Source organism: Tissierella sp. P1 (assembly GCF_002266425.1).
GTDB lineage: Bacteria > Bacillota > Clostridia > Tissierellales > Tissierellaceae > Tissierella > Tissierella carlieri.
The window spans coordinates 26,225-46,336 of the sequence record NZ_NPMN01000009.1 but is presented as its reverse complement, the minus strand read 5'-3'; the positions used below and the strand labels follow the sequence as shown (position 1 = coordinate 46,336).

Sequence of the window (20,112 nt, the reverse complement as noted above, 5' to 3'; positions counted from 1 at the left end):
CCTTTTGTAGTTTTACTTTTTCAATCCTAAAATTTCTCTAGCTTCATCTGGTGTAGCTACTTCATTACCACTTTGTATTATTATATTAGCTGCTCTTTCAACAAATTGATTATTTGATTCTGCTAGTTGCCCCTTAGCAAACATTACATTATCCTCCATGCCTACTCTTATATGACCACCCATAGCTATGGTAGCTAACATAATTGGTATATGCCCTCTACCAATGCCCAAGGCAGACCAAGTAGAGCCTTGAGGTATCAAGCTCTTCAAATAAACTAAATTTTCTACAGTTGCAGCTGTTCCTCCCGCTGCTCCTAAAACAAACTGATAATGTAAAGGTGCCTTTAATATACCTTTTTTCACGTAATATTCTGCATTGTAAATCATACCTGCATCGAAAATTTCAATTTCTGGCTTAACTCCATATTCTTGCATTGTTTTGCCTAGTTCCTCCAAGAAGGAAGGTGTATTTAGAAACACAGTACTATGTTGCCAGTTCATAGAGCCACAATCGTATGATGCCATTTCAGGTCTAATGGTTTTTAGGTGAGCTTGTCTTGTCTCATCTGTAGCATTTAAATCTCCGGAAGTTGTGCAGTTAATTACAATATCACATTTTTCTTTAATAAGTCTTACTGTTTCTTCAAATTTTAATTTATCCATAGTTCCTAAACCTTCATCATCTCTCATATGAAGATGAGCAATTGCAGCTCCTGCTTTATAACATTCAAAAACATCTTCTGCAATCTCTTTAGGTGTCAAAGGTACATTTGGATTATCCTTCTTTGTTGGCCACGCACCTGTTGGTGCTACTGTAATAATTGTTTTTCCCATTTTTATCCTCCTCTTTATTATTTAATATCTTTCAAGCAGCATAGCTACTCCTTGTCCACCACCACAGCAAAATGTTACTAACCCTAATTTTGCATCTCTATCTTTCATCTCATAAACCATTTTAGTTACTAATATAGCTCCCGTTCCTGCTAGAGGATGACCTAAAGCAATAGCTCCTCCATTAACATTCAGCTTTTCTTCATCAATACCTAGTTCCTTTACGCAAGCCAAAGTCTGTGCGGCAAAAGCTTCATTTAATTCAATTAAATCAATATCCTCTAACTTAAGATTGGTTTTCTCAAGAATCTTTTTAGTAGCAGGTACTGGTCCAATCCCCATAATATTTGGATCACAACCTACAGATGCAAAGGTCTTGTATCTTGCCAAAATCTCTAAACCAAGTGATTTTGCTAATTCTTCCTCCATAATAACTACAGCTCCTGCTCCATCACTCATAGGGGAACTATTCCCTGCAGTAACTACTCCATCTTTTTTAAAGACCGGCTTTAATTTAGACATAGATTCTACATTAGCATCTATTCTAATCGGTTCATCTTCAGATACTGTAATAGTCTTTCCTTTACCTAAATCAACTTCAATAGGTAATATTTGCTCCTTAAATTTCCCTGCTTTCAATGCTTCTGTAGCTTTTCTATGACTATTTACTGAATATAGGTCCAGTTCTTCCCTTTTCAAATTATATTTTTCTGCAAGATTCTCTGCTGTAATACCCATATTTGGGTTTCCAATATGATCTGGAGCAAGTCTCAATCCTTCAGAAAATCTTGGTGGAGTTACAGAATATGCTGTTTCAGGTTTTAACATCACATATGGTCTACGAGAATCACTTTCAACTCCGCCTGCTACAATCACCTTAGCTTCTCCTAGTTGAATCATCATTGCACCTAGTGCAATTGCATTGAGAGAAGTCCCACATTGTCTATCAACTGTAAGTGCAGGTTTTTCCATTGGTATGCCAGCTTCAAGTGCTACCATTCTTGCAATATTGTTTATATCGTGTCCCATTAGATTTCCAAAAATTACTTCATCTATTAAATCCATATCTATGCCTGCTCTATTTACTGATTCTTTGACAACTGCTGCACCCATTTTATATGGCTCTACTGACGATAGTATTCCTCTGCATTTACCTACAGGAGTTCGTACAGCAGAAACTATAACTGCATTTTTCATATTTTCCTCCTTTATATAATTATTTTTCAAATATAAATAATGCAAATACCATGCCAAATTTAAAATAAAAAAGAAGTTTGAAATTACAGGCTTCTAGCCATATGATTTCAAACTTCTTTTCATTTATGTGTAAACAATTGTTTACATCCTTTAGATTTAATCTTGTAGTTTATTGTAATGCAGCAGTATTTGTAAATATAAGTTTACGTAAACTATAGTTTACACTTTAGTTTTTATCTATGAAGTATTTTTCCATCTTTTTGTATAGCAATGTTCTGGATATCCCAAGCATATTTGCTGCCTGAGTCTTATTATTATTACATTTAGAGAGAGCTTGTATTATAGTTTCTTTTTCTAGTCTATCCTTCATATCTTTAATTAAAAATTCATTTTCATTAGTTGATAATTCATTATTTATATTTATTTTATGATTCTTTCGAAGTCTCTTATTCTCAAAGTAAGGACTAAAATGTTTCCATTCTAAAACCTCTCCCCAGGACATATTCATGGCTCTTTCCACCACATTTTGTAGCTCTCTTATATTTCCTGGCCAATCATATTCCTTGAGTTTCATCTTAGCCTCATGAGATATACTAGGTACACTCATTCCCAGCTGAAAGTTTAATTTATCTAACAAATTGCCAACTATAAGCGGAATATCTTCTTTTCGTTTTCTTAATGGTGGAATAACTATCTTTATTACATTGAGCCTATAGAATAAATCACTTCTAAATTTATTCTCTTTTACCATTTTTTCTAGTGAAGCATTAGAAGCTACAATAATTCTAACATCAATAGGAATACTCTCTTTTCCACCTACTCTTTCGATTTCTTTTTCTTGCAGAGCCCTCAAGAGTTTTGGCTGTAATACCAATGGCATCTGATTTATTTCATCAAAAAATAAACTTCCTCCTTTAGCCATTTCGAATCTGCCCTCTTTACCACCTTTCTTAGCTCCAGTAAAGGCTCCTTCTTCATATCCAAAGAATTCAGATTCTAGCAGATTACTTGGTATTGCAGCACAGTTTACCTTTATAAAAGGAGCTGAGGATCTCATACTCAGATCATGTATGGAATGAGCTACTAACTCTTTTCCAGTTCCTGTCTCTCCTTCAATTAGTACAGTAGAGTTTGATCTTGCAGCATTAATTATGATATCTTTCATTTTTCTAATCTCTAGACTATTTCCAACAATATTATCTATAGAGTATTTTGCTCCTCTAATCTTCCTTAATTCCTCTTGATAGTACTCGATTTGATTTAGCATACTATTTACTTTCGATGAAAAATCTACTGCACTTTTCATTCCCCTAATAAATACATGTATAAATCCCGCTACCAATTCACCATCCTTTAGAATAGGAATATAAGTTGAAAATGCCTCTGTCTTAGAAGGACCTTTTGAAATAATAACATGGCCTGTAACTGCTTTTTTAGATTTAAGAACAAAGTCAATCTTTGTATCTGGTATAATATCATGAACAAATTTTCCTTTTATATCTTCAAGCTTAATTCCACCCATCATTTCAGACCAAGCTTCATTTACATATACATATCGGCCCTGTGGGTCAGTTATAACAACACCATCTAAATGATCTATGATAAGTTTTGTAATCTCTGGACTTAAATCCATAATATTATCTATCACCTTAGCTACACCTCCAATATATTTGTTGTTAGGTGCATTTCAATAACTATAAATTCATAAGTATTATATAATATTTGACAAAATAAGACAAAATAATCCTTTACTTAAAAAATAAAAAACCCATAAAGAAAATTCTTTATGGGTCATAGTTTATAAATCATATTATTCTTCTGATTCAATTACATCTGGTGCCGCTTCTGTTGCTTCTGGTATGGATGTTTCCTCATCTTCATCTTCTCTATTTATAGATGGTTGAGTCAATGTACAAACTGCATCTTCTAATTCTCTTAATATTGTAATGTTCTCATTGTTAGCTATATCTAAATCCTTCACTAACATTGGAGTTGTAAAGTCCATATTTTCCACATCAACTTCTGCACCATTTGGAATATCCGTAGGTAAACATTCAATTTCAATTTGATCCAATAGTTGCATCAATATTGAAGGCTGAAGTTTTATACTATCCCTATTAACTAGTACTATTGGTACAGTCATTCTTACCTTCTCATCCATGTTTAGTTTCTGAAAATCAACATGAAGTATTTGATTTTTCACAGGATGTCTTTGGATTTCTTTTATAATAGCTGGTATAGTCTCTCCTTCTAATTCTAAGCTTAATAAAGAAGAACTTCCTGCTGATTTATATACTCTTAAAAATTCGGCTGAATCTACTGAAACGCTCGCTGTTTCGCCACCCCTGCTATATACAACTGCAGGTATAACATTATCTTTTCTAATTTTCTTTACTAAATTTTTTCCAGATTCTGTCCTTTTCTGTATCTGCATTTTTATAGCTGTCATGTAATATACCCCCTATCCTTTTTATAGTATACTCTAATAGAATATCACATTTTGGCTCTTCATGCAAATAACAGATGCTATGCCCCTACAAGCTATAAAATCACTTGAAGTATTAACAATAATATTACTCCGGGAACTCCTAAAAAACCAACTATTATAGCATTTAATGGATTGATTGCTATACTTAGTCCAAAGAACTTTCCTATGAAGTTGAAAAGTAATAGTGTTAATCCTCCTAAAATTCCATTACCTATTAATTTAATTATCTTTTTAATTGGCCATACAAGTATAAGACCTATAATATATAGCAAAAAGAGTCCAATAATATAATAAAAAATTGTGCCTAATTCCATTATTCTCCCTCCTAAATCTTATTATACTATAATTATAGGAGGACTTAAGAAAATATTACAATTATTTGTACTAGCCATGAGTAGAAATGTTTTTATTGTTTTCTTCTTCCAGCTCTTGCTGTAAGACAGCTCCTGCTTCCCTATCCCATTCCTTCATTTTCTTCAATAGATATATATATTTTAATTTAGATGCCTCCATATCATATATGGCATAATCAATTAAATCAGGATCTGTAGCTGTTTCAAAAAAACTCTCCTTATCTCTCCACTCCTTATGAGCCAGTCTCAAATTTTCTAACATATCATCCCTTGAGTAGTCTTTTTCCTTTTTCTTAAAACTCATCATAAAAACACCCCCTACTTTTTATCATTGACAAAAACTAAGGGGTATATACTTAAATATCCGTTACACTAAATAACATTTTTGAAACTTTAATAGCTTCATTAACATTTAGACAAAATATCTCAGACTTATCTAACTCCATTTCTTCGATCCAGATATTATATTCTTTCTCCTTACAGAAGAAGTTCATAATATTTCAGCAGCTACCTGACCAATTTGAATTTTTATTTAAATCCACATGAAGTATATGTAAATCACTAGGTTCATAGCTATGTAATCTTCCATCTCTGATACTTACCTTGATATCAGATCCACAATTGCTGCACTTTGATACTACATCTATATCCTGTTTGAAGGTAAATGCCGCTCCCATGGCATCAATAGCACACATAGCCGTAAATTCTCTTCCATCAGCAAGTCTAATTCTATGATTCGTAGGAATTGCCGATACCGGATATATAAAATTGATATTTCCTTCTTCATCTGCCACTATTCCATTTTTCTGAATCAAACTATCCAATATAATATTTACTTCTTCACCTGTTATTCCTAAATTCTTAGCAACCTGAGATGAGTTATTTATATTAAATGCTTGTCCATTATCAATAACATAATTCATCAAATATCTTCTTATTCTTTTCTCTTCTATAGATAATTTACTATCTATACTGGCTATTTTCAGCTGCTCATCAGAATAATACCTATAATCATATTGTTCCATAAAAAAATCAACTCTTTCTAACTAATATCATTTCATAAAGATATCATCTTTTTTAACAATTGTTAAATAGAAAATATTAATAATTACCTCATTTACTATAATATATTTTAATTGTTATTTTTTGCACAATTATGATATTATTTAGAGGATTTCAAGATATAAGGGGGAATTTTAGTGAAAGTTGCATATGTTATCAGTTCTGATAACGCCAGAACTATCTTAAGAGATATGGTAATCCCACAATTAGAGGAAGGAAATCATGGAGCTGAAGTAGTTGGTATGTTTTTCGTATTTGATAATACTTTCTTATTATTAAAAGATACTGATATTGGTGAAAGACTTCAAAAATTACACGAAGAAACTGGCATGATACTTTTAGCCTGTGATCAATGTGCTATTGAAAGACAAATAGAAAACAATCTTGTACAAGGTGCTGCTATTGGTTGCTTCCCTGTATTATATGGAGCCCTTGGTTCAGTAGATCTTGACCAAGTAATTACATTCTAGAGCCACAAGGTCCGTTAATACGGACTTTTTTATTTTTTTATGGAGGGGAAATGATTTGAACAAAGTTTTAGTTGAATTTATCAATACCTGATCTGGCTGCGACGGTTATACCCGTGCTGTAGAGGCTGCTGCAGCTAAATATAAGGACAAGTTAGAGGTGAAAATCTACTACGCTGGCAAGAATATGGATTATGTCAGAAAATATGGAGTTATTTTTAGAGGAACTTTAATTATTAACGAGAAAAAGAAAATTCAGCGAATATCTAAAGATATTATTGAGAAAGAAATAGCTTTGGCTATTCAAGAATTAGAAAATGGACGGTGATTTATAATTGTTATTATTAGATTTTTTAAAGAATATATTATTAACTTCTATTAGTTTACTCAATGGAACCTCTGGTTGGCTTGTTTTCAGTTACATAATAGCTGGACTTCTTCATGATGTTATATCTCCAGTAAGATTCCATAAGCATTTAGGAAATACTAAAATTAGCTCTATTCTAAAAGTAACAATTTCAGGCATGTGTTTACCTATTTGTAGCTGCGGAACAATACCCCTTGGCATTAGTTTATACTACTCAGGGGCTTATGTAGGACCTACATTAGCATTTATGGCATCTACTCCTGCATTAAATCCTATAGCGTTAATACTTAGCTATGGACTCCTAGGAAAAGAACTAACAATAATAAATATAGTTGCAGGATTTTTACTTCCTTTTATTATAGGAATAATTGGTAATAAGTTAGGAGGCAATGAAGTATGTAAACCTGACTTAGAAAATGAAATATCCACTATGTCTTTAGATCCGATGGAAAAAACTACTTTACTAGAAAAATTCAAATCAGGTATGCAATGGGTAATAGGAGATTTAGCTGTGGTATTAAGTAAATATGTAGTTCTAGGAATGTTATTTGGAGGGTTTATTCTAACAGCATTTCCAGACTCATTCATACAAAAATACCTAGGAAATCCCAGTATGCTGTCACTTTGGAATGTGGCAGTCCTTGGTGCATTTATGTACGTTTGTGCAGTTGGTCACATACCATTTATAGCTGCTTTAATTGCCAGTGGGGCTTCACCTGGTGCAGCAATTACTTTCTTGATGGCAGGAGCAGCTACTAACTTCCCTGAACTATTGAGTATTTATAAGATGATTGGTAAAAAAACTGCTATCATTTATGGAACAGTAATATCTGTCTTTGCACTAACTGTTGGATATTTAACAAATTTATGGCTTATGCCTGGATTTGAACCAGCAATTAACTACAATAGAATCGATAGTACTATTGAAAGTGCCAATAAATTGCTTTTTACAATACCAGAGCCACTTAAATATATATGCTCATTCATTGTTTTTCTATTTTTTCTAAAGTCTATGTATCCTAAGGTAAGAGATTTGTTCGGAAAACTTGCAGAACAAGCGAGGTAACTAGATGAAAAAAAACATAAAATCTATATTAATATTTTTAGTTATCTTTGGATTAGGGCTCTATTCCTTTTCCATTAAAAAGAATATTACTGTAAATTATTTAGGGGTGGAATCAGATAATGAGCTTCTCTTATATTTTCAAGAAACTCATCCTGATAATGACGCAATATTATGTGGATATGAGGATTTAAATGACGATGGTCGTAAGGACCTATTGGTAATTTATGCAGAAGAATATAGGAAAAATGCAATGGTCGTAGTTATAGATACAGGAGAAGGATTTAAATTATCTGACCATACTCATGCTCCAATACAGAATCAAAAAATCGAATTTAAAGATATCGACAAAACCGGTCCCATAGAATTTATTGTATCTGGTTCAAAGGATGGCAAATACGGCTATGCAATATTTAGATTGATAGATGATAAAGAAATAAAAGATTTATTTGGTGAAGGTATGGAGGATTGCTGTTAGATAAGATATAAAAATGTGGCTATTTTAAAATAGCCACATTTTTATATCTTATTTATATATTCTATTGCTCAGTAATGCCATCTATTGTTTTCGCCTTAGTCATCCATTCTTCATAGGAAAGCCCTATTGGAAACTCTTTGTTAATCTTCTCTTCTATAAATGTATTGAAATCTTCAATACCGCATGTCTCTAATAGATTTGTAGACATAAATTTTTCGATGTCAGCTATATTAGGAATTTCTTCTTCTGGAATATCAAAATCATAATAATATTGTATATAATTGTCTAAATTTTCTTGTGAGAATTGCCATGTGATAGTTCTTCCCTCTGACACAGTTTTCATATAAACAGTTTTTAGCCCTACTTCTGGCTGAACTCCAAATCCTTCAGCAAACATCATACCTGCATTATATGGATGTTCATATAAGTACTTTATTGCAAGAGCATGTGCAAGCACCAATCTTTTAGCTAATTCTGGATGTTCTTCTAGGAAATCATTGTTCATACAGTAGATACAACACATTCCCCAGCCAGTCTCAAGGTCATCTGAAATATGAGCACCCCATCCTGTTGCCATAATTTTACCAATTCCCTCAAATTCTGCTTGAGAAGCATAAGGGTCACAGCAGGAAAATCCATCAAGCTGACCAGCCTTTAATGCAAATAATTTATCCTTATCTCCCATATCAACTACTTCATAATTTTTTAGTTCCATAGGAATATCTAATTCTTCAGACCATTTACGCCATTCTGGTTTTACCTCTGCACCTGAACCTATAGCTAAAGTCTTTCCAATTAAATCCTTTGGTTCTTTTATGTCGTTACTAACGACTAGATACCTAGAACCTCCTATATGATTGGCTGCAGCCATAAATAATGGGGCTCCTTGATTAACTGATTTAATGGCACCTTCAATCCCTTGATATCCAACATGCATTTCTCCTGAAGACATAGCCTCCATAATTTTACCAGTCTTTGTAACAACAACATTAAGTCCTAGTGCCTTATAGATACCTGCCTTTTCTCCTATAATTGACGGAACCATATGGTCACAGTCCCTATATCCCATTTGCACAACGAAATTTTTATCCGCTTCTGTCAATTCACCTAGCTTGTATTTAGCTACCTCTGCAACTGGGTCATAATCTACTTCTTGAATTGCAGTTTCTTTACTACTATCAGTACAACCTGATAAAAAAGTAATTCCCATTGCTAGGACTAAAACCATAGCAATTATTCTTTTTGTCATATATTTTTCCTCCCTAGATTATATATTATATAATATGTCTTACATATCATAGACGGCTTTAATATACTTTGCTGCTCATTGGGCATTTTTCATGCCTGTTTCCTCAGATACCTTTTCATTTTCATTTCCTTCGATATAATGGCATATAGAGCCTTTACACCCACTTACCTTTCTTGCATCTGATAAATGTTTCTCTAGTTTGTTCTTTTCTTTTTCTAATCTTACTATTTCTGCTTTTATAAAGGATATTTTTTCTTGTATCTTATGGCTTACATAATTACAGGGAGGTATCCCATTGTTTTTTAATACCAGTATCTTTTTTATTTCTTCCAATTCAAATCCCAAGGCCCTAGCCTTTTTTATAAATAATAATTTTTCTATATCTCTTTCATCAAATACTCTATAGTTATTAGAACGTCTTTCTACTTCCCCTAATAAACCTTGGCTATCATAGTATCTGACAGCAGAACTATTAAGTCCAGTAATCCTGCAAACATCTTTTATAAATAACATGGCTTCCTCCTACCTCCTATTATAAACCTTAAAGCCGACTTTAAGGTCAAGGGAAAAAAATAGAAATTGTATAAAAATTATCAATAAATATTTCTTGTAAAAAAGGTTTCTAGCGAAGCATTAGAGCCTTTCTAAAAACTAAATTAAGTCAAGTTCTTTTATTTATAAATCTAAAGACAAAACTCTCCTATTTCTTATAAAAAACATCCATCAAATAATCTGATAGATGTCCTAATCAGCTTTCCATCTAAGTAATATACTTTCAATTAAGAGCATCAATTTATCAATACCAAACCCTATCAAAGCAGCTATAAACATATACGCTATAATTGTATGAGTTTGCATTCTAGATTGAGCCTCTACCATACAGTAGCCGAACCCGGCACTGGTCGCAATGAACTCCGCTCAGATAACTGACATCCAGCCCATACCAATGGCTAATCTTATTCCAGTTATAACTCCAGGAAGCGATCCCGGAAGAACAATATCTTTTATTATATCAATTGTACTTGCCCCCATACTTCGAGCCGCATTATAAAAATCCCTGTTGATATCCTGAACACCTGCTATAGTATTTAGAATAATGGTAAAAATTCCTGAAAATGCAATCATAAAAATTGTAGGCCCATCACCAAGACCAAACCAAATAATAGATAGTGGCACCCATGCCATAATAGGAACTTGCCTTAATGAGTTTATAAATGGAGCCATGGCCCTTAGCATTGTTTTTGAATAACCCATAATCATACCAATGGGCAACCCAATAATAAGTGCATAAAAAGCACCCGTTAAAACACGTCTCATAGTAATACTAATGTTTCTAAGTACATATAGATCCGTTACAGCCTTAAAAAAGGCTTCAACTACACTTTTTAATGAAGGAAAAAGAAATGGTTTATCTACAATTTCTGCTGCAATTGACCATATTATGCCAATGATTATTAGTGCAATTGGAGTATAAATATTAAAATCTTTACCATTAAGCTTTCTCCAAGCGTTCCTGTCTTTCATCTTACTTGCATGTACCATTCTTTTTATGTCTTTTTCTTGTGTATTCAATTCTTTTCTTCACCTCCTCCTAAAGCATTTCCAAGAATGCTTCTATTCTTGTTCGTAGTTGTCCTTCATCGCCCTGTCCATAATTTGTCTCTAAATGCAAATAAGGCTTACCGCATTGGTTTGCGATGTTTTTGATATTTGTGGACTCAATTCCAAATGGGTTACATGAGTGAAGAATAATTCCAACAACTCCATCAACCTTCCATTCATCAATAGTAAGAGCCACCTGTTCGAGTCTCTTTTGATTAGGTGACATGACTGCACAAGGTACCTCTAAATATTTTTCTGCAATACATTTAATAGGATCCTTTGTTTCAGATTCCTCAATGAGCCTTCTTCTAGAAACAATTCCACTGCAGCCCTCATAACAAACTATGACACCACCAAGTTCTTCAATGACCTTAATGGTTTTCTCAAATACTCCTCCACTTGGTCCTCCTGATACTAAGATTCTAGGCCTCTTACTACCTTTAGGAATAGGTCCTTTTCCATTTCTCCAATCCTCTTCACACTTATCTAAAACCTCTTGCACTTTCTCATAACGTTCCTTACGATCAAATATGTATTGGACTCCCTCCATTACACTACGCATATGTAAACCTGTAATAGCAGGCGGATCATAACGTCCAAGCTCATATAGCCGAGCCATTTGAAGACGTTCCTTATTCCCCCATTTAATGGCTTCCCTTAGCATTTCATCTGTAATAGTAATATCAAATTTCTTTTCTAATACTTCCTTAAAGTGGCATAATTCCATAATCCAAGATTCCAGAGATCTTTCAGGGTCAGGATTATTTGGCAAATGTATTATATGAACATCCTTTAATTCCCCAAGCATTTCATACATTTTTTTCTTTCCATCACAAGTCGTTTCACCTACAATAAGATCAGAAAAATAAGCGTAAGGACATGTTTCCGTTAGTGCAAATCCGTAACTTGATTTAATTAAAGGACAAAGATTTGCTGGTAGTTCTGCTTCTGCTGCAGGGATAGGTTCAGGACTCTGACCACATAATCCTACACGATAAAGACCTGCTGCATCAATCATTTCAGAAGGAGCAAATTGACAAAATGTCCCACATAACTTTCCACCATTATCCTTTAGTTCTTTCATCCTAATAAAACCTTGTCTTCTAGCATCAGCAAATTCTTCAAAGCGTTCTGGTAAAGTTGTCATAAATATTCTCCTTTTATAAAAATATTATAATTAAATTATTTATTGCTGTTACAAATTGCCTTTTCAGCGAAGACTACTCTCTTATTGCTCTTTTTATCTGTTTTTTGAATAAACTCCAACAACTCCTCATCACCTTGATTTTTGACTTCTCCATTTAAAGCAGTCCTTAGAATATCAGATAATTCATTTGTATATTGATGATATTTTTCATTTTTTCTATCTCTAGGTCTAGGAAGTTCAATTTTTATATCAGCTAATATTCTTCCTCTATCCCTAGACATAACTATAACTCTATCGCTTAGATAAATAGCTTCATCAACATCATGAGTTACCATAAGAGCTGTTTTCTGATTCTCTTGCAACATTGCTTCCAGCTGTGCTTGAAGCATTTGCCTCATTTGAAAATCAACTGCACCTAAGGGTTCGTCCATCAATAAAACCTTTGGATCACATGCAAGAGCTCTAAGCAAAGCAACCCTTTGTTTCATGCCGCCTGATATCTCATGAATGTAGTAATTTGCATATTCCTCCAGATGTGCCATCTCTAGAAGATTTCTAAGTCTATCTTCTCGTTCTTTTTTTGGTACTCCTTGCATTTTCATTGGATACATAATATTCTCTGAAACTTTCATCCATGGAAAAAGTGCATAATTTTGAAATACAAAAGCTCTATCCGGTCCCGGTTTATTTACTTTCTCTCCGTTTATATAAATATTTCCACCTTCATGCTTCAAAAAACCTGCAATAATATTCAGAGTAGTTGTCTTTCCGCATCCTGATGGCCCTAATAAGGAAACAAATTCCCCTTCATTTACATCAAAAGAGATCTCTTCTAATACAGTATTCATTGATCTTTTATCTCTTCTGTTTGAAAAAACTTTAGTAATTCCTTGTACTGATATTGACATGTCTTCACCTTTCCTATTCTAAACTTAAAAATTTAATATTTTTATTCTGCCAAAATTCCTCTCTCATGCTAATATATTCCTTAAGTATCTCAGTTTGATTTAGCTCTTGAACTGTATTATTATAAGCTGTTATAAAATCTTCAAAAACCTTTGTGCCTATAATATCTTTCTTAACAATTAGACTATAAGAAATATAATCATCTTTGGAAAGTGGAACAAAATTAATGTCTTTTAATAATGCTGCCTTTGTTATATCTAAGACCACTCCATCTACTTGCCCTCCTTCTAGAGAATAGGGCAAGGAAATAGGTGACATCTCAATAACTTCTTTAACCTGTTTGTAGCTTTCTGTGGCAAGTTTATGTAAATGTTCCCTTTTATGACCAATTCCAAGTCTGTGAATGCTTTCTACATCTTCCTTATAACCAATAACCTCTGCATTCATGATAACTGGACCATATATTTCAAAATCATCATTAGCTTGTACTAAATGCAAAGCCATATGATTACAATAAAATGCCATATCGATTTCATCTGAGCTCAAGGCCCATTGCGCTGTATTACTTCAGCAGTCCTTAAATGTAAAATCAGATAAAACTTCTTCTTTTCCTTCTGTAATACCAATGCTATCTATACCAATATTTTTACTCGTTCTAATAATCTTCTCTAGAAGCAATCCTGTTATATCATCTCCAGAGCCGATTCTTAATCCTATGATCGTATTTTTTACTTTCTCCTCCCTAGGCATGAATTTAGAAAACCCTAATCCTAAAATCAATAGCAATAGAAAGAAAAGAAATATCCTTTTAGTTGTGTTCATATAATCATCACTCTATGTCTTAATTTGTCAGTTTTTTAACCATATAGACTAAAAATGTACTAGTTTTATATCAGAAATACTATATCAAACCTTTCAATATGATTAAATAAATATAGAAATATTTGATGGTAATATATACTAATATAGAAAAACATAATCACAAACTCTCTACAATTCGTATATAATTGATTTTATAGATAGAAGGAGCCTACAATTTATATAATATCAAAGGACTGAAATACATTTGGAGGGATATATAGTGCGTGACTTAAATTTATCAAATCAATTTGAAGAATATTTAGAAGCAAAAAGAAATGGTATTCTGAAGGCAAAGGAAGTTAAGGAAAAAGGTGGTATAATTGCAGGTACTTTCTGTAGTTTTGTACCAGTGGAAATACTAGATGCCGCGGGCATCCATATAGTAAACCTATGTGGTACAAGCAATAAAACAACTATAGGTTCAGAAGCAGATCTTCCAAAAAATCTCTGCCCTTTGATCAAATCAAGCTATGGTGCTGCTATTTCAGACAAATGTGGTTATACCCACTTTTCTGATATAGTTATTGGAGAAACGACCTGTGATGGTAAGAAAAAAATGTATGAATTACTGAGTGAGTTAAAGGATATACATATCATGCAATTGCCTCAAGGAGCTGATAGAAGCTATTCACCTCTTATGTGGGAAAAAGAAGTTAGACTATTGATTAAAGTTCTAAAAGAAAAATTTGATATAGAAATTACAGAGGAAAAACTAAAAGAAGCAGCTTCATTTAGAAATAAATTTAGATCTTTATATGGTGAATTATTTGAACTAAGCAAGTTAGAACCACCTGCTATTACAGGTTTTAATGCATATAAAATACTTGAAGGCTACAGATTTAATTTTGATCTAAATGATGAATATAGACAACTAGAAGAACTAATTCATAAAATTAAAAAAGAATATAATGGAGACAAAAGACCTATAGATAATAAGGCTAAGCGAATTCTTATTACAGGCTGTCCATTAGGTGGAGTTTTAGATAAGATTGTTAATACAATTGAAAATAACGGCGGCGTAGTTGTTTGTTTTGAAAATTGTGGTGGCATAAAACCTATTAGAAATAATGTTGATGAAAGTACCGGTGATATCGTAAAGGCTATAGCTGATAGATACTTGGATATCGGTTGCTCAATTATGTCACCTAACCATAAGCGTATGGAATTATTACCCGAACTAATAGAAGAGTTCAAAGTTGATGGTGTTATTGAAGTAATACTGCAAACATGCCACCCTTATAGTGTTGAAACAAGAGCAGTCAAGAAATTAATGTCAGATATGACTACACCATATATGTCCATAGAAACAGATTATTCAGATTCCAATATCGGTCAAATAAAGACCAGAATTGCTGCATTTATGGAGATATTATAATATTGAAAAAGCTAGAAATCAAGTTCTAGCTTTTTTCATTATCATATGTATATTAACCGATAGTTCCAAGTGCCTTCTTTATAGTTTCCACTATAATCGGACCACAGCATTTACCCAATGGATTGTTTAATATACATCTTCCATTCTTCATAGCTCCTGTTAAATTAACTATATCTTTCATATTCTTAGCCCCTTGAACTATCACAGCATTTATGATCTGTTCTTCAGTTACTTTACTGCAATAACATACATATTTAGGATTTGCATCTTTTTTAAACCATATTGGAACCTTTACTTTTTTCTTGTCAATAAGACTTTCATTATTTAAGTTGTAATACACTATATTACAATTTTCATTCATACATAAATAATGAATATCTTCACTATTGATTTCTTCGGCAATATCATCTAATACTAAATGCTTTACAGTTATATTCTTTACTTTTTCTCCTATTTGATGGCATATAGGGCATTTTTCTTCCATCTATGTCCAACTCCTTCACTCATTTTAAGTTTCCCAATATAATTCCCTCTTATTGTCATTATAAACCTTAAAGTTAACTTTAAGGTCAAGAAAGAATGAAGACTGGAATTTATCTTCCAGCCTCATTTTTCTCCTATTAAATCTTCCAAACAGATACCCTGTTTCTTCCATATCTCTTTGATAAATAAAGAGCTGTATCTGCATAGTTGAAAAATTCTTTTATATTTATTTCATCCTTTGGGATTGTACTTGTAACACCAATACTTACAGTTTGAACCTTTCCTATTGGTGAATATGGATGTTCTAGCTTTGCATCATTTATGGCTTTCAAAATAGTATTGCCAACTTCTTCTCCTTGAATGATATTTGTATCAGGAAATAAAATTACAAATTCATCCCCACCATATCTAAATACATAACCTCCATATTTAGATGACTCTTTTTCCAGAATCTCTCCTATGTTTTTTAACATAACGTCCCCTGCAGAATGACCATAATTATCATTAAATTCTTTGAAATAATCTAAATCTATAAGCATTATTGATATATTCTGTTTTTCTTCTTTTGCCTGATTCCATAATTCTATAAATAATTCATTGAATTTTCTTCTATTAAATACATGGGTCAGTTCATCTATTCCCGAAAGATGTCTCTCCTTTTTAAGATCATTATGTACTTTTCTCATATATCTATATAAAGCAAAGGCAATCAGCCAATCATTAGATTTATTACTATATAAACTGTTATTAGGGGAACATATCTTTCTCTTATTCTTCCCAGCTCATATACATCTGTATCAACACCTAGTAACCCGATATAATTGCCTTCAACAGTATAAAATGGTACATAAGCATATACTCGCTCTGCACCTTTATATTTGTCGACTTTATATGAAGGGATTTTTGTCTTTTCTACCTCTTTAAATAACTCATCTGCTATACCATATCTAATTTCATCATCATAATAATTTTTATCCTCTGCGTCTTCTCTTCTAGTTTTAACACTATCTACTGCATCCAATAGATAAATAACATCATTATTATACTTTTTTTCACTACCCTCTAGTCTTGATACTATATAGATATACTTATAATTTGAAACATCCATTACTGCCCTAGCCATTTCTTCAAAGTCTTTGTTTATCTCACTTTCCAGTAACTCTTTAAATGTAAGTGATTTTAAAAATAAGTAATCTTCATTGCTTATCTTTAAACTATTGGCAATATATGTGGCTAAGATTATGGCATTACTGCTACTTCATCCTTTACGTAGAAATTTATTTCATAATTAGAATAGATAATCACACTTAGGAATACAACGAACCATAAGGCTATAAGAATTTTAAAATAGAATTTAATATTATCATACTTTTTTAAACTCAATTCTTCCGCCAACCCACTCACTACCTTTAAATATATTAGATAATAATATCTATTTTGAATTATATCATAATTTGGGTATTTAGTCCTCCTATTTTTATCTAATTCTAGGATATAAAAATATCAATATATTCATTTCAAATTTTATGTCTTATAACCCATAAGAAATTTCTCGTTTGATTCTTATTCCTTAAGACAATTTGACCTAATTGAATCTTAAGCAAATTGCCAAAATCTTTGATTTGATGCAAGTTGCTTATGCAGTGGCCAAAAATTCTATCTCCTAATTCTTCCTTGGTAATTTTTTATAATTTTTGTTACTATAATTTCACTTTTATGCTATAATTAGCTACGTTAATATTTGATCAATGTGAGGCGTATTATATAAAAATGAAAAGAAAAAAAGCAATGAAGGAAGCAACTCTTTATATTATTTATTTTGGAATCGCTGCTAAAGTTTTATCCTTTATAAAAGGAATTCTTACTGCATCCAAAATAGGAGTAAGCTATAAAATGGACTCCTATCTATTGGCTTTCAGTACCATTATGCTTCTTACAAGTTTAATAAGTGATGGAATAATTATTGCAGTTATCCCTTTATTACAGGAGATACAAGAAAGGCATGGGATAGAAAGAAAAATAAGTTATACCAACAATTTAATAAATATTACTGCTGTATTTTCCTTTATTCTAATCTTGATAGGATTTATCGAAGCACCTGCAATAATTAAAATCTTTGGTCCTGGATTTAAAGGAAAAGAATTGGACAAGACCATCCTATTATTCAGAATAGGGCTGCCAATTATCTCACTCTCCTGGATTAATGCAATATTTTCTGGTTTTTTGCAATCAGTCCACTCTTTTAAGGGAGGACCTAAAGGAAAGGTTGCAAGTGGAATTCTGTACATAATCTATTTATTATTCTTTGCAAAGACCTGTGCCCTTAAAGGTCTTATGGTAACAGGTATTATATCTGCTATTGGTCAAATATATATATTTAGAAAAGGACTCAAGAGAAATGAATTTAAATATAGTTGGAATTTTGACTTGAAGGACAAGTATATTAAAAAACTAAGAGGTTATCTAATACCAATAATTGCAGGTGTCGGAATCAATGAGTTAAATGTTTCTATCGATAATGCTGTGGCCTCAACCCTTAGCGCAGGTAGTATTGCAGAATTAAGCTATGCAAATGAAATCATAGATTTATTTTTGGGAGTATTTATTGCAGCAATAGTTACAGTTATATTTCCAGTGCTATCTGAAGATTATAATAAACATGATGAAGACCATTTGAAAAATGAAATAAAGCATGGAATGAATGTGGTCCTAATTATAGCCATACCTGTATCTATTATATTGATAACTATGGCAGAGCCATAGTTAAGATAATATTCCAAAGAGGTGCATTTGATGCTAAAGCATCCTTGCTGACATCAAAAGTACTGGCACATTATGCATTTGGCTTAGTCGCCATGGCACTTATTCCATTAATTACAAGAGCTTATTATTCAATTCAAGATATGAAAACTCCTATAGTCATTAGTCTAGCTGCCTTAGGAATAAATACAATTTTAGACTTATCACTGGCACCATTGATGGGAAGCAGTGGAATTGCATTAGGTACTAGTATTTCTATTATATTAGCTTTAATATATGGAATATTTGATTTGAATAGAAAGCTGGACATTGTAAGAGATGATGGTTTGAAGGATACCGTACTTAAGATTGGTGTAGCAACTGTGGTTATGACTGAAAGTATGTTCCTAGCCCACGGTACAATTTCAACTCTGTTAAATGATTTACTTATAAATAATATACTAGACATTTCTTTCTCAACAATAGCCGGAGTAGGTGTATATGCCGAAGTATGTAAGGTGTTACGTGTAAAAATATAGAAAAATAGAGATGATTTTCAAAAATCCCCTCTATTCTTCTAATTTATTTAATTTTACAATTAATAATTTCGTTATTAAATTTATCCAATTTCAGACACCAATGCCCTATAAAATTTACATCTTTTCTTTCTTCTTTTATCTTTTTAACCATATCAAAATAATTACAGTCTTCTACCTTTATCTTTTCACTCTCTAACAATCCTATGACCTCCAGGGATGTTGACGTCTTCCCACAGAGATGAATTACACTTTTTCCCAGCCGTTCTTCAACTCTTTTCAGTATATTATATGTAGAATTTCCCGCTACTTCCTTATATATTTTAGGTCCAACTATGTCTATAGTACCTGTAGGGTCTGCAAAGGAAATCACATCTACATTCTGTTTAACTCCCTCTAGAATAAGTTTTACTAAACTATTCTCAACTTTTTCTAATAATCTATTAATTTTTTCTCTATCTTTTCTTATAGCCCTGTAAAACAATTGACTGTCCATAATAGATGTAGCAATACTAAATGGACCTGTTATATCCAGTATTACATTCTCTTCATTTTCCTTTAAAATACTTATTGCCTTTAAAACTTCAGCAATTCTCCCGTTATTTAAATCTATTTCTAATATGTCCTCAGCTAAATTTATATCATTAACTTTATACTCTCCAATCCTATTTCCTACTTTTTGATCAAAAATCACTGTCGAACCAAATGCCTCAGCTTCTACAGTATGGCAGAAAGGTACTTTACAATATTTTTTATTTTTATATTCTTTTAAAGCCTTTGCCAATATAACCATCTCAGAAGCATTTTTATTTGATTCTTCATATGATATATTTAACTCTTCCAAAATACTGTCAGGTACTATTTCGATTTCCTTTCCTACACATTTAAAAATATTTGTAGCTGCCATC

Annotated in this window: 22 protein-coding genes and 1 pseudogene; 6 read left to right on the top strand and 17 right to left on the bottom strand. The window is 32.3% G+C overall.

Annotation, left to right across the window (positions count from 1 at the left end; genetic code table 11):
* Nucleotides 1-12: 12 nt before the first annotated feature.
* The 7 genes from CIW83_RS08220 to saoL all read right to left on the bottom strand — a co-directional run bounded on the left by CIW83_RS08220 (nucleotide 13) and on the right by saoL (nucleotide 5,894).
* On the bottom strand, nucleotides 13-834 hold the full coding sequence (locus CIW83_RS08220; protein ID WP_094900364.1) for a 3-keto-5-aminohexanoate cleavage protein: 822 nt from the start codon (nucleotides 832-834) through the stop codon (nucleotides 13-15).
* A 21-nt stretch (nucleotides 835-855) separates the two neighbouring features.
* Nucleotides 856-2,028, bottom strand: coding sequence for a thiolase family protein (locus tag CIW83_RS08215; RefSeq protein ID WP_094900363.1), 1,173 nt, complete (start codon nucleotides 2,026-2,028; stop codon nucleotides 856-858).
* Between the two features lie 226 nt (nucleotides 2,029-2,254).
* On the bottom strand, nucleotides 2,255-3,676 hold the full coding sequence (locus tag CIW83_RS08210; protein ID WP_201259736.1) for a sigma-54-dependent Fis family transcriptional regulator: 1,422 nt from the start codon (nucleotides 3,674-3,676) through the stop codon (nucleotides 2,255-2,257).
* 162 nt (nucleotides 3,677-3,838) lie between these two features.
* Nucleotides 3,839-4,477 (bottom strand): 50S ribosomal protein L25, encoded by a 639-nt coding sequence (locus CIW83_RS08205; RefSeq protein ID WP_094900362.1) that lies wholly within the window; start codon nucleotides 4,475-4,477, stop codon nucleotides 3,839-3,841.
* A gap of 92 nt (nucleotides 4,478-4,569) precedes the next feature.
* Complete coding sequence (locus tag CIW83_RS08200) at nucleotides 4,570-4,830, bottom strand: pro-sigmaK processing inhibitor BofA family protein (RefSeq protein WP_094900361.1); 261 nt, start codon at nucleotides 4,828-4,830, stop codon at nucleotides 4,570-4,572.
* 70 nt (nucleotides 4,831-4,900) lie between these two features.
* A complete protein-coding gene (locus tag CIW83_RS08195) occupies nucleotides 4,901-5,176 on the bottom strand; it encodes a DUF2508 family protein (protein ID WP_094900360.1) in 276 nt (91 codons plus the stop codon).
* Nucleotides 5,177-5,225: 49 nt separating this feature from the next.
* Complete coding sequence (gene saoL / locus CIW83_RS08185; protein ID WP_238493461.1) at nucleotides 5,226-5,894, bottom strand: MerB-like organometallic lyase SaoL; 669 nt, start codon at nucleotides 5,892-5,894, stop codon at nucleotides 5,226-5,228.
* A gap of 174 nt (nucleotides 5,895-6,068) precedes the next feature.
* Here saoL and saoD point away from each other — a divergent pair, with 174 nt between their 5' ends.
* From saoD to saoC, 4 genes are read left to right on the top strand one after another with little or no spacing between them, the layout of a single operon-like run.
* Entirely contained in the window at nucleotides 6,069-6,401 is a 333-nt protein-coding gene (saoD, locus tag CIW83_RS08180; RefSeq protein ID WP_094900357.1) for a DsrE-related protein SaoD, read from the top strand.
* Nucleotides 6,402-6,456: 55 nt separating this feature from the next.
* The gene (saoT, locus tag CIW83_RS24285; RefSeq protein ID WP_255374311.1) at nucleotides 6,457-6,726 is read left to right on the top strand and encodes a thioredoxin-like (seleno)protein SaoT; all 270 of its coding nucleotides are present in this window, start codon (nucleotides 6,457-6,459) and stop codon (nucleotides 6,724-6,726) included.
* A 7-nt stretch (nucleotides 6,727-6,733) separates the two neighbouring features.
* Nucleotides 6,734-7,831, top strand: coding sequence for an efflux transporter SaoE (gene saoE / locus CIW83_RS08170; protein WP_094900356.1), 1,098 nt, complete (start codon nucleotides 6,734-6,736; stop codon nucleotides 7,829-7,831).
* A gap of 4 nt (nucleotides 7,832-7,835) precedes the next feature.
* Nucleotides 7,836-8,306: a Cys-Cys-COOH (seleno)protein SaoC gene (gene saoC / locus CIW83_RS08165; RefSeq protein WP_094900355.1), complete on the top strand. Its 471-nt coding sequence runs from the start codon at nucleotides 7,836-7,838 to the stop codon at nucleotides 8,304-8,306.
* Between the two features lie 61 nt (nucleotides 8,307-8,367).
* Here the strand turns inward: saoC and saoX are convergent, their stop codons facing one another.
* The 6 genes from saoX to saoB form a co-directional block, all read right to left on the bottom strand.
* Nucleotides 8,368-9,555, bottom strand: a complete 1,188-nt coding sequence (gene saoX / locus CIW83_RS08160; protein ID WP_094900354.1) for an ABC transporter substrate-binding subunit SaoX — start codon at nucleotides 9,553-9,555, stop codon at nucleotides 8,368-8,370.
* Nucleotides 9,556-9,630: 75 nt separating this feature from the next.
* Nucleotides 9,631-10,068 carry a MerR family transcriptional regulator gene (locus tag CIW83_RS08155; RefSeq protein WP_094900353.1) on the bottom strand — a complete coding sequence of 146 codons (438 nt, stop codon included), beginning with the start codon at nucleotides 10,066-10,068 and terminating at the stop codon, nucleotides 9,631-9,633.
* A gap of 231 nt (nucleotides 10,069-10,299) precedes the next feature.
* Nucleotides 10,300-11,097, bottom strand: coding sequence for an ABC transporter permease subunit SaoP (gene saoP, locus CIW83_RS08145; RefSeq protein WP_255374319.1), 798 nt, complete (start codon nucleotides 11,095-11,097; stop codon nucleotides 10,300-10,302).
* A gap of 49 nt (nucleotides 11,098-11,146) precedes the next feature.
* The gene (locus tag CIW83_RS08140; protein WP_094900351.1) at nucleotides 11,147-12,304 is read right to left on the bottom strand and encodes a double-cubane-cluster-containing anaerobic reductase; all 1,158 of its coding nucleotides are present in this window, start codon (nucleotides 12,302-12,304) and stop codon (nucleotides 11,147-11,149) included.
* 35 nt (nucleotides 12,305-12,339) lie between these two features.
* Complete coding sequence (saoA, locus tag CIW83_RS08135; RefSeq protein WP_094900350.1) at nucleotides 12,340-13,212, bottom strand: ABC transporter ATP-binding protein SaoA; 873 nt, start codon at nucleotides 13,210-13,212, stop codon at nucleotides 12,340-12,342.
* Nucleotides 13,213-13,225: 13 nt separating this feature from the next.
* A complete protein-coding gene (gene saoB / locus CIW83_RS08130) occupies nucleotides 13,226-14,032 on the bottom strand; it encodes an ABC transporter substrate-binding (seleno)protein SaoB (RefSeq protein WP_369819382.1) in 807 nt (268 codons plus the stop codon).
* 259 nt (nucleotides 14,033-14,291) lie between these two features.
* Here saoB and CIW83_RS08120 point away from each other — a divergent pair, with 259 nt between their 5' ends.
* Complete coding sequence (locus CIW83_RS08120) at nucleotides 14,292-15,446, top strand: double-cubane-cluster-containing anaerobic reductase (RefSeq protein ID WP_094900347.1); 1,155 nt, start codon at nucleotides 14,292-14,294, stop codon at nucleotides 15,444-15,446.
* 52 nt (nucleotides 15,447-15,498) lie between these two features.
* On the opposite strand, the gene CIW83_RS08115 is transcribed toward CIW83_RS08120, so the two are convergent.
* The 3 genes from CIW83_RS08115 to CIW83_RS08105 form a co-directional block, all read right to left on the bottom strand.
* Nucleotides 15,499-15,930, bottom strand: coding sequence for a Csac_0668 family 2Fe-2S cluster-binding (seleno)protein (locus tag CIW83_RS08115; protein ID WP_094900346.1), 432 nt, complete (start codon nucleotides 15,928-15,930; stop codon nucleotides 15,499-15,501).
* 136 nt (nucleotides 15,931-16,066) lie between these two features.
* Nucleotides 16,067-16,615 carry a GGDEF domain-containing protein gene (locus CIW83_RS08110; RefSeq protein WP_094900345.1) on the bottom strand — a complete coding sequence of 183 codons (549 nt, stop codon included), beginning with the start codon at nucleotides 16,613-16,615 and terminating at the stop codon, nucleotides 16,067-16,069.
* A 23-nt stretch (nucleotides 16,616-16,638) separates the two neighbouring features.
* A complete protein-coding gene (locus CIW83_RS08105) occupies nucleotides 16,639-17,052 on the bottom strand; it encodes a hypothetical protein (RefSeq protein WP_094900344.1) in 414 nt (137 codons plus the stop codon).
* 647 nt (nucleotides 17,053-17,699) lie between these two features.
* Between CIW83_RS08105 and murJ the strand changes: the two are divergent.
* A pseudogene (gene murJ, locus CIW83_RS08100) lies at nucleotides 17,700-19,207 on the top strand (murein biosynthesis integral membrane protein MurJ).
* Nucleotides 19,208-19,250: 43 nt separating this feature from the next.
* Here the strand turns inward: murJ and CIW83_RS08090 are convergent.
* Entirely contained in the window at nucleotides 19,251-20,111 is an 861-nt protein-coding gene (locus CIW83_RS08090) for a uroporphyrinogen decarboxylase family protein (protein ID WP_094900341.1), read from the bottom strand.
* Between the last annotated feature and the right edge of the window lies 1 nt (nucleotide 20,112).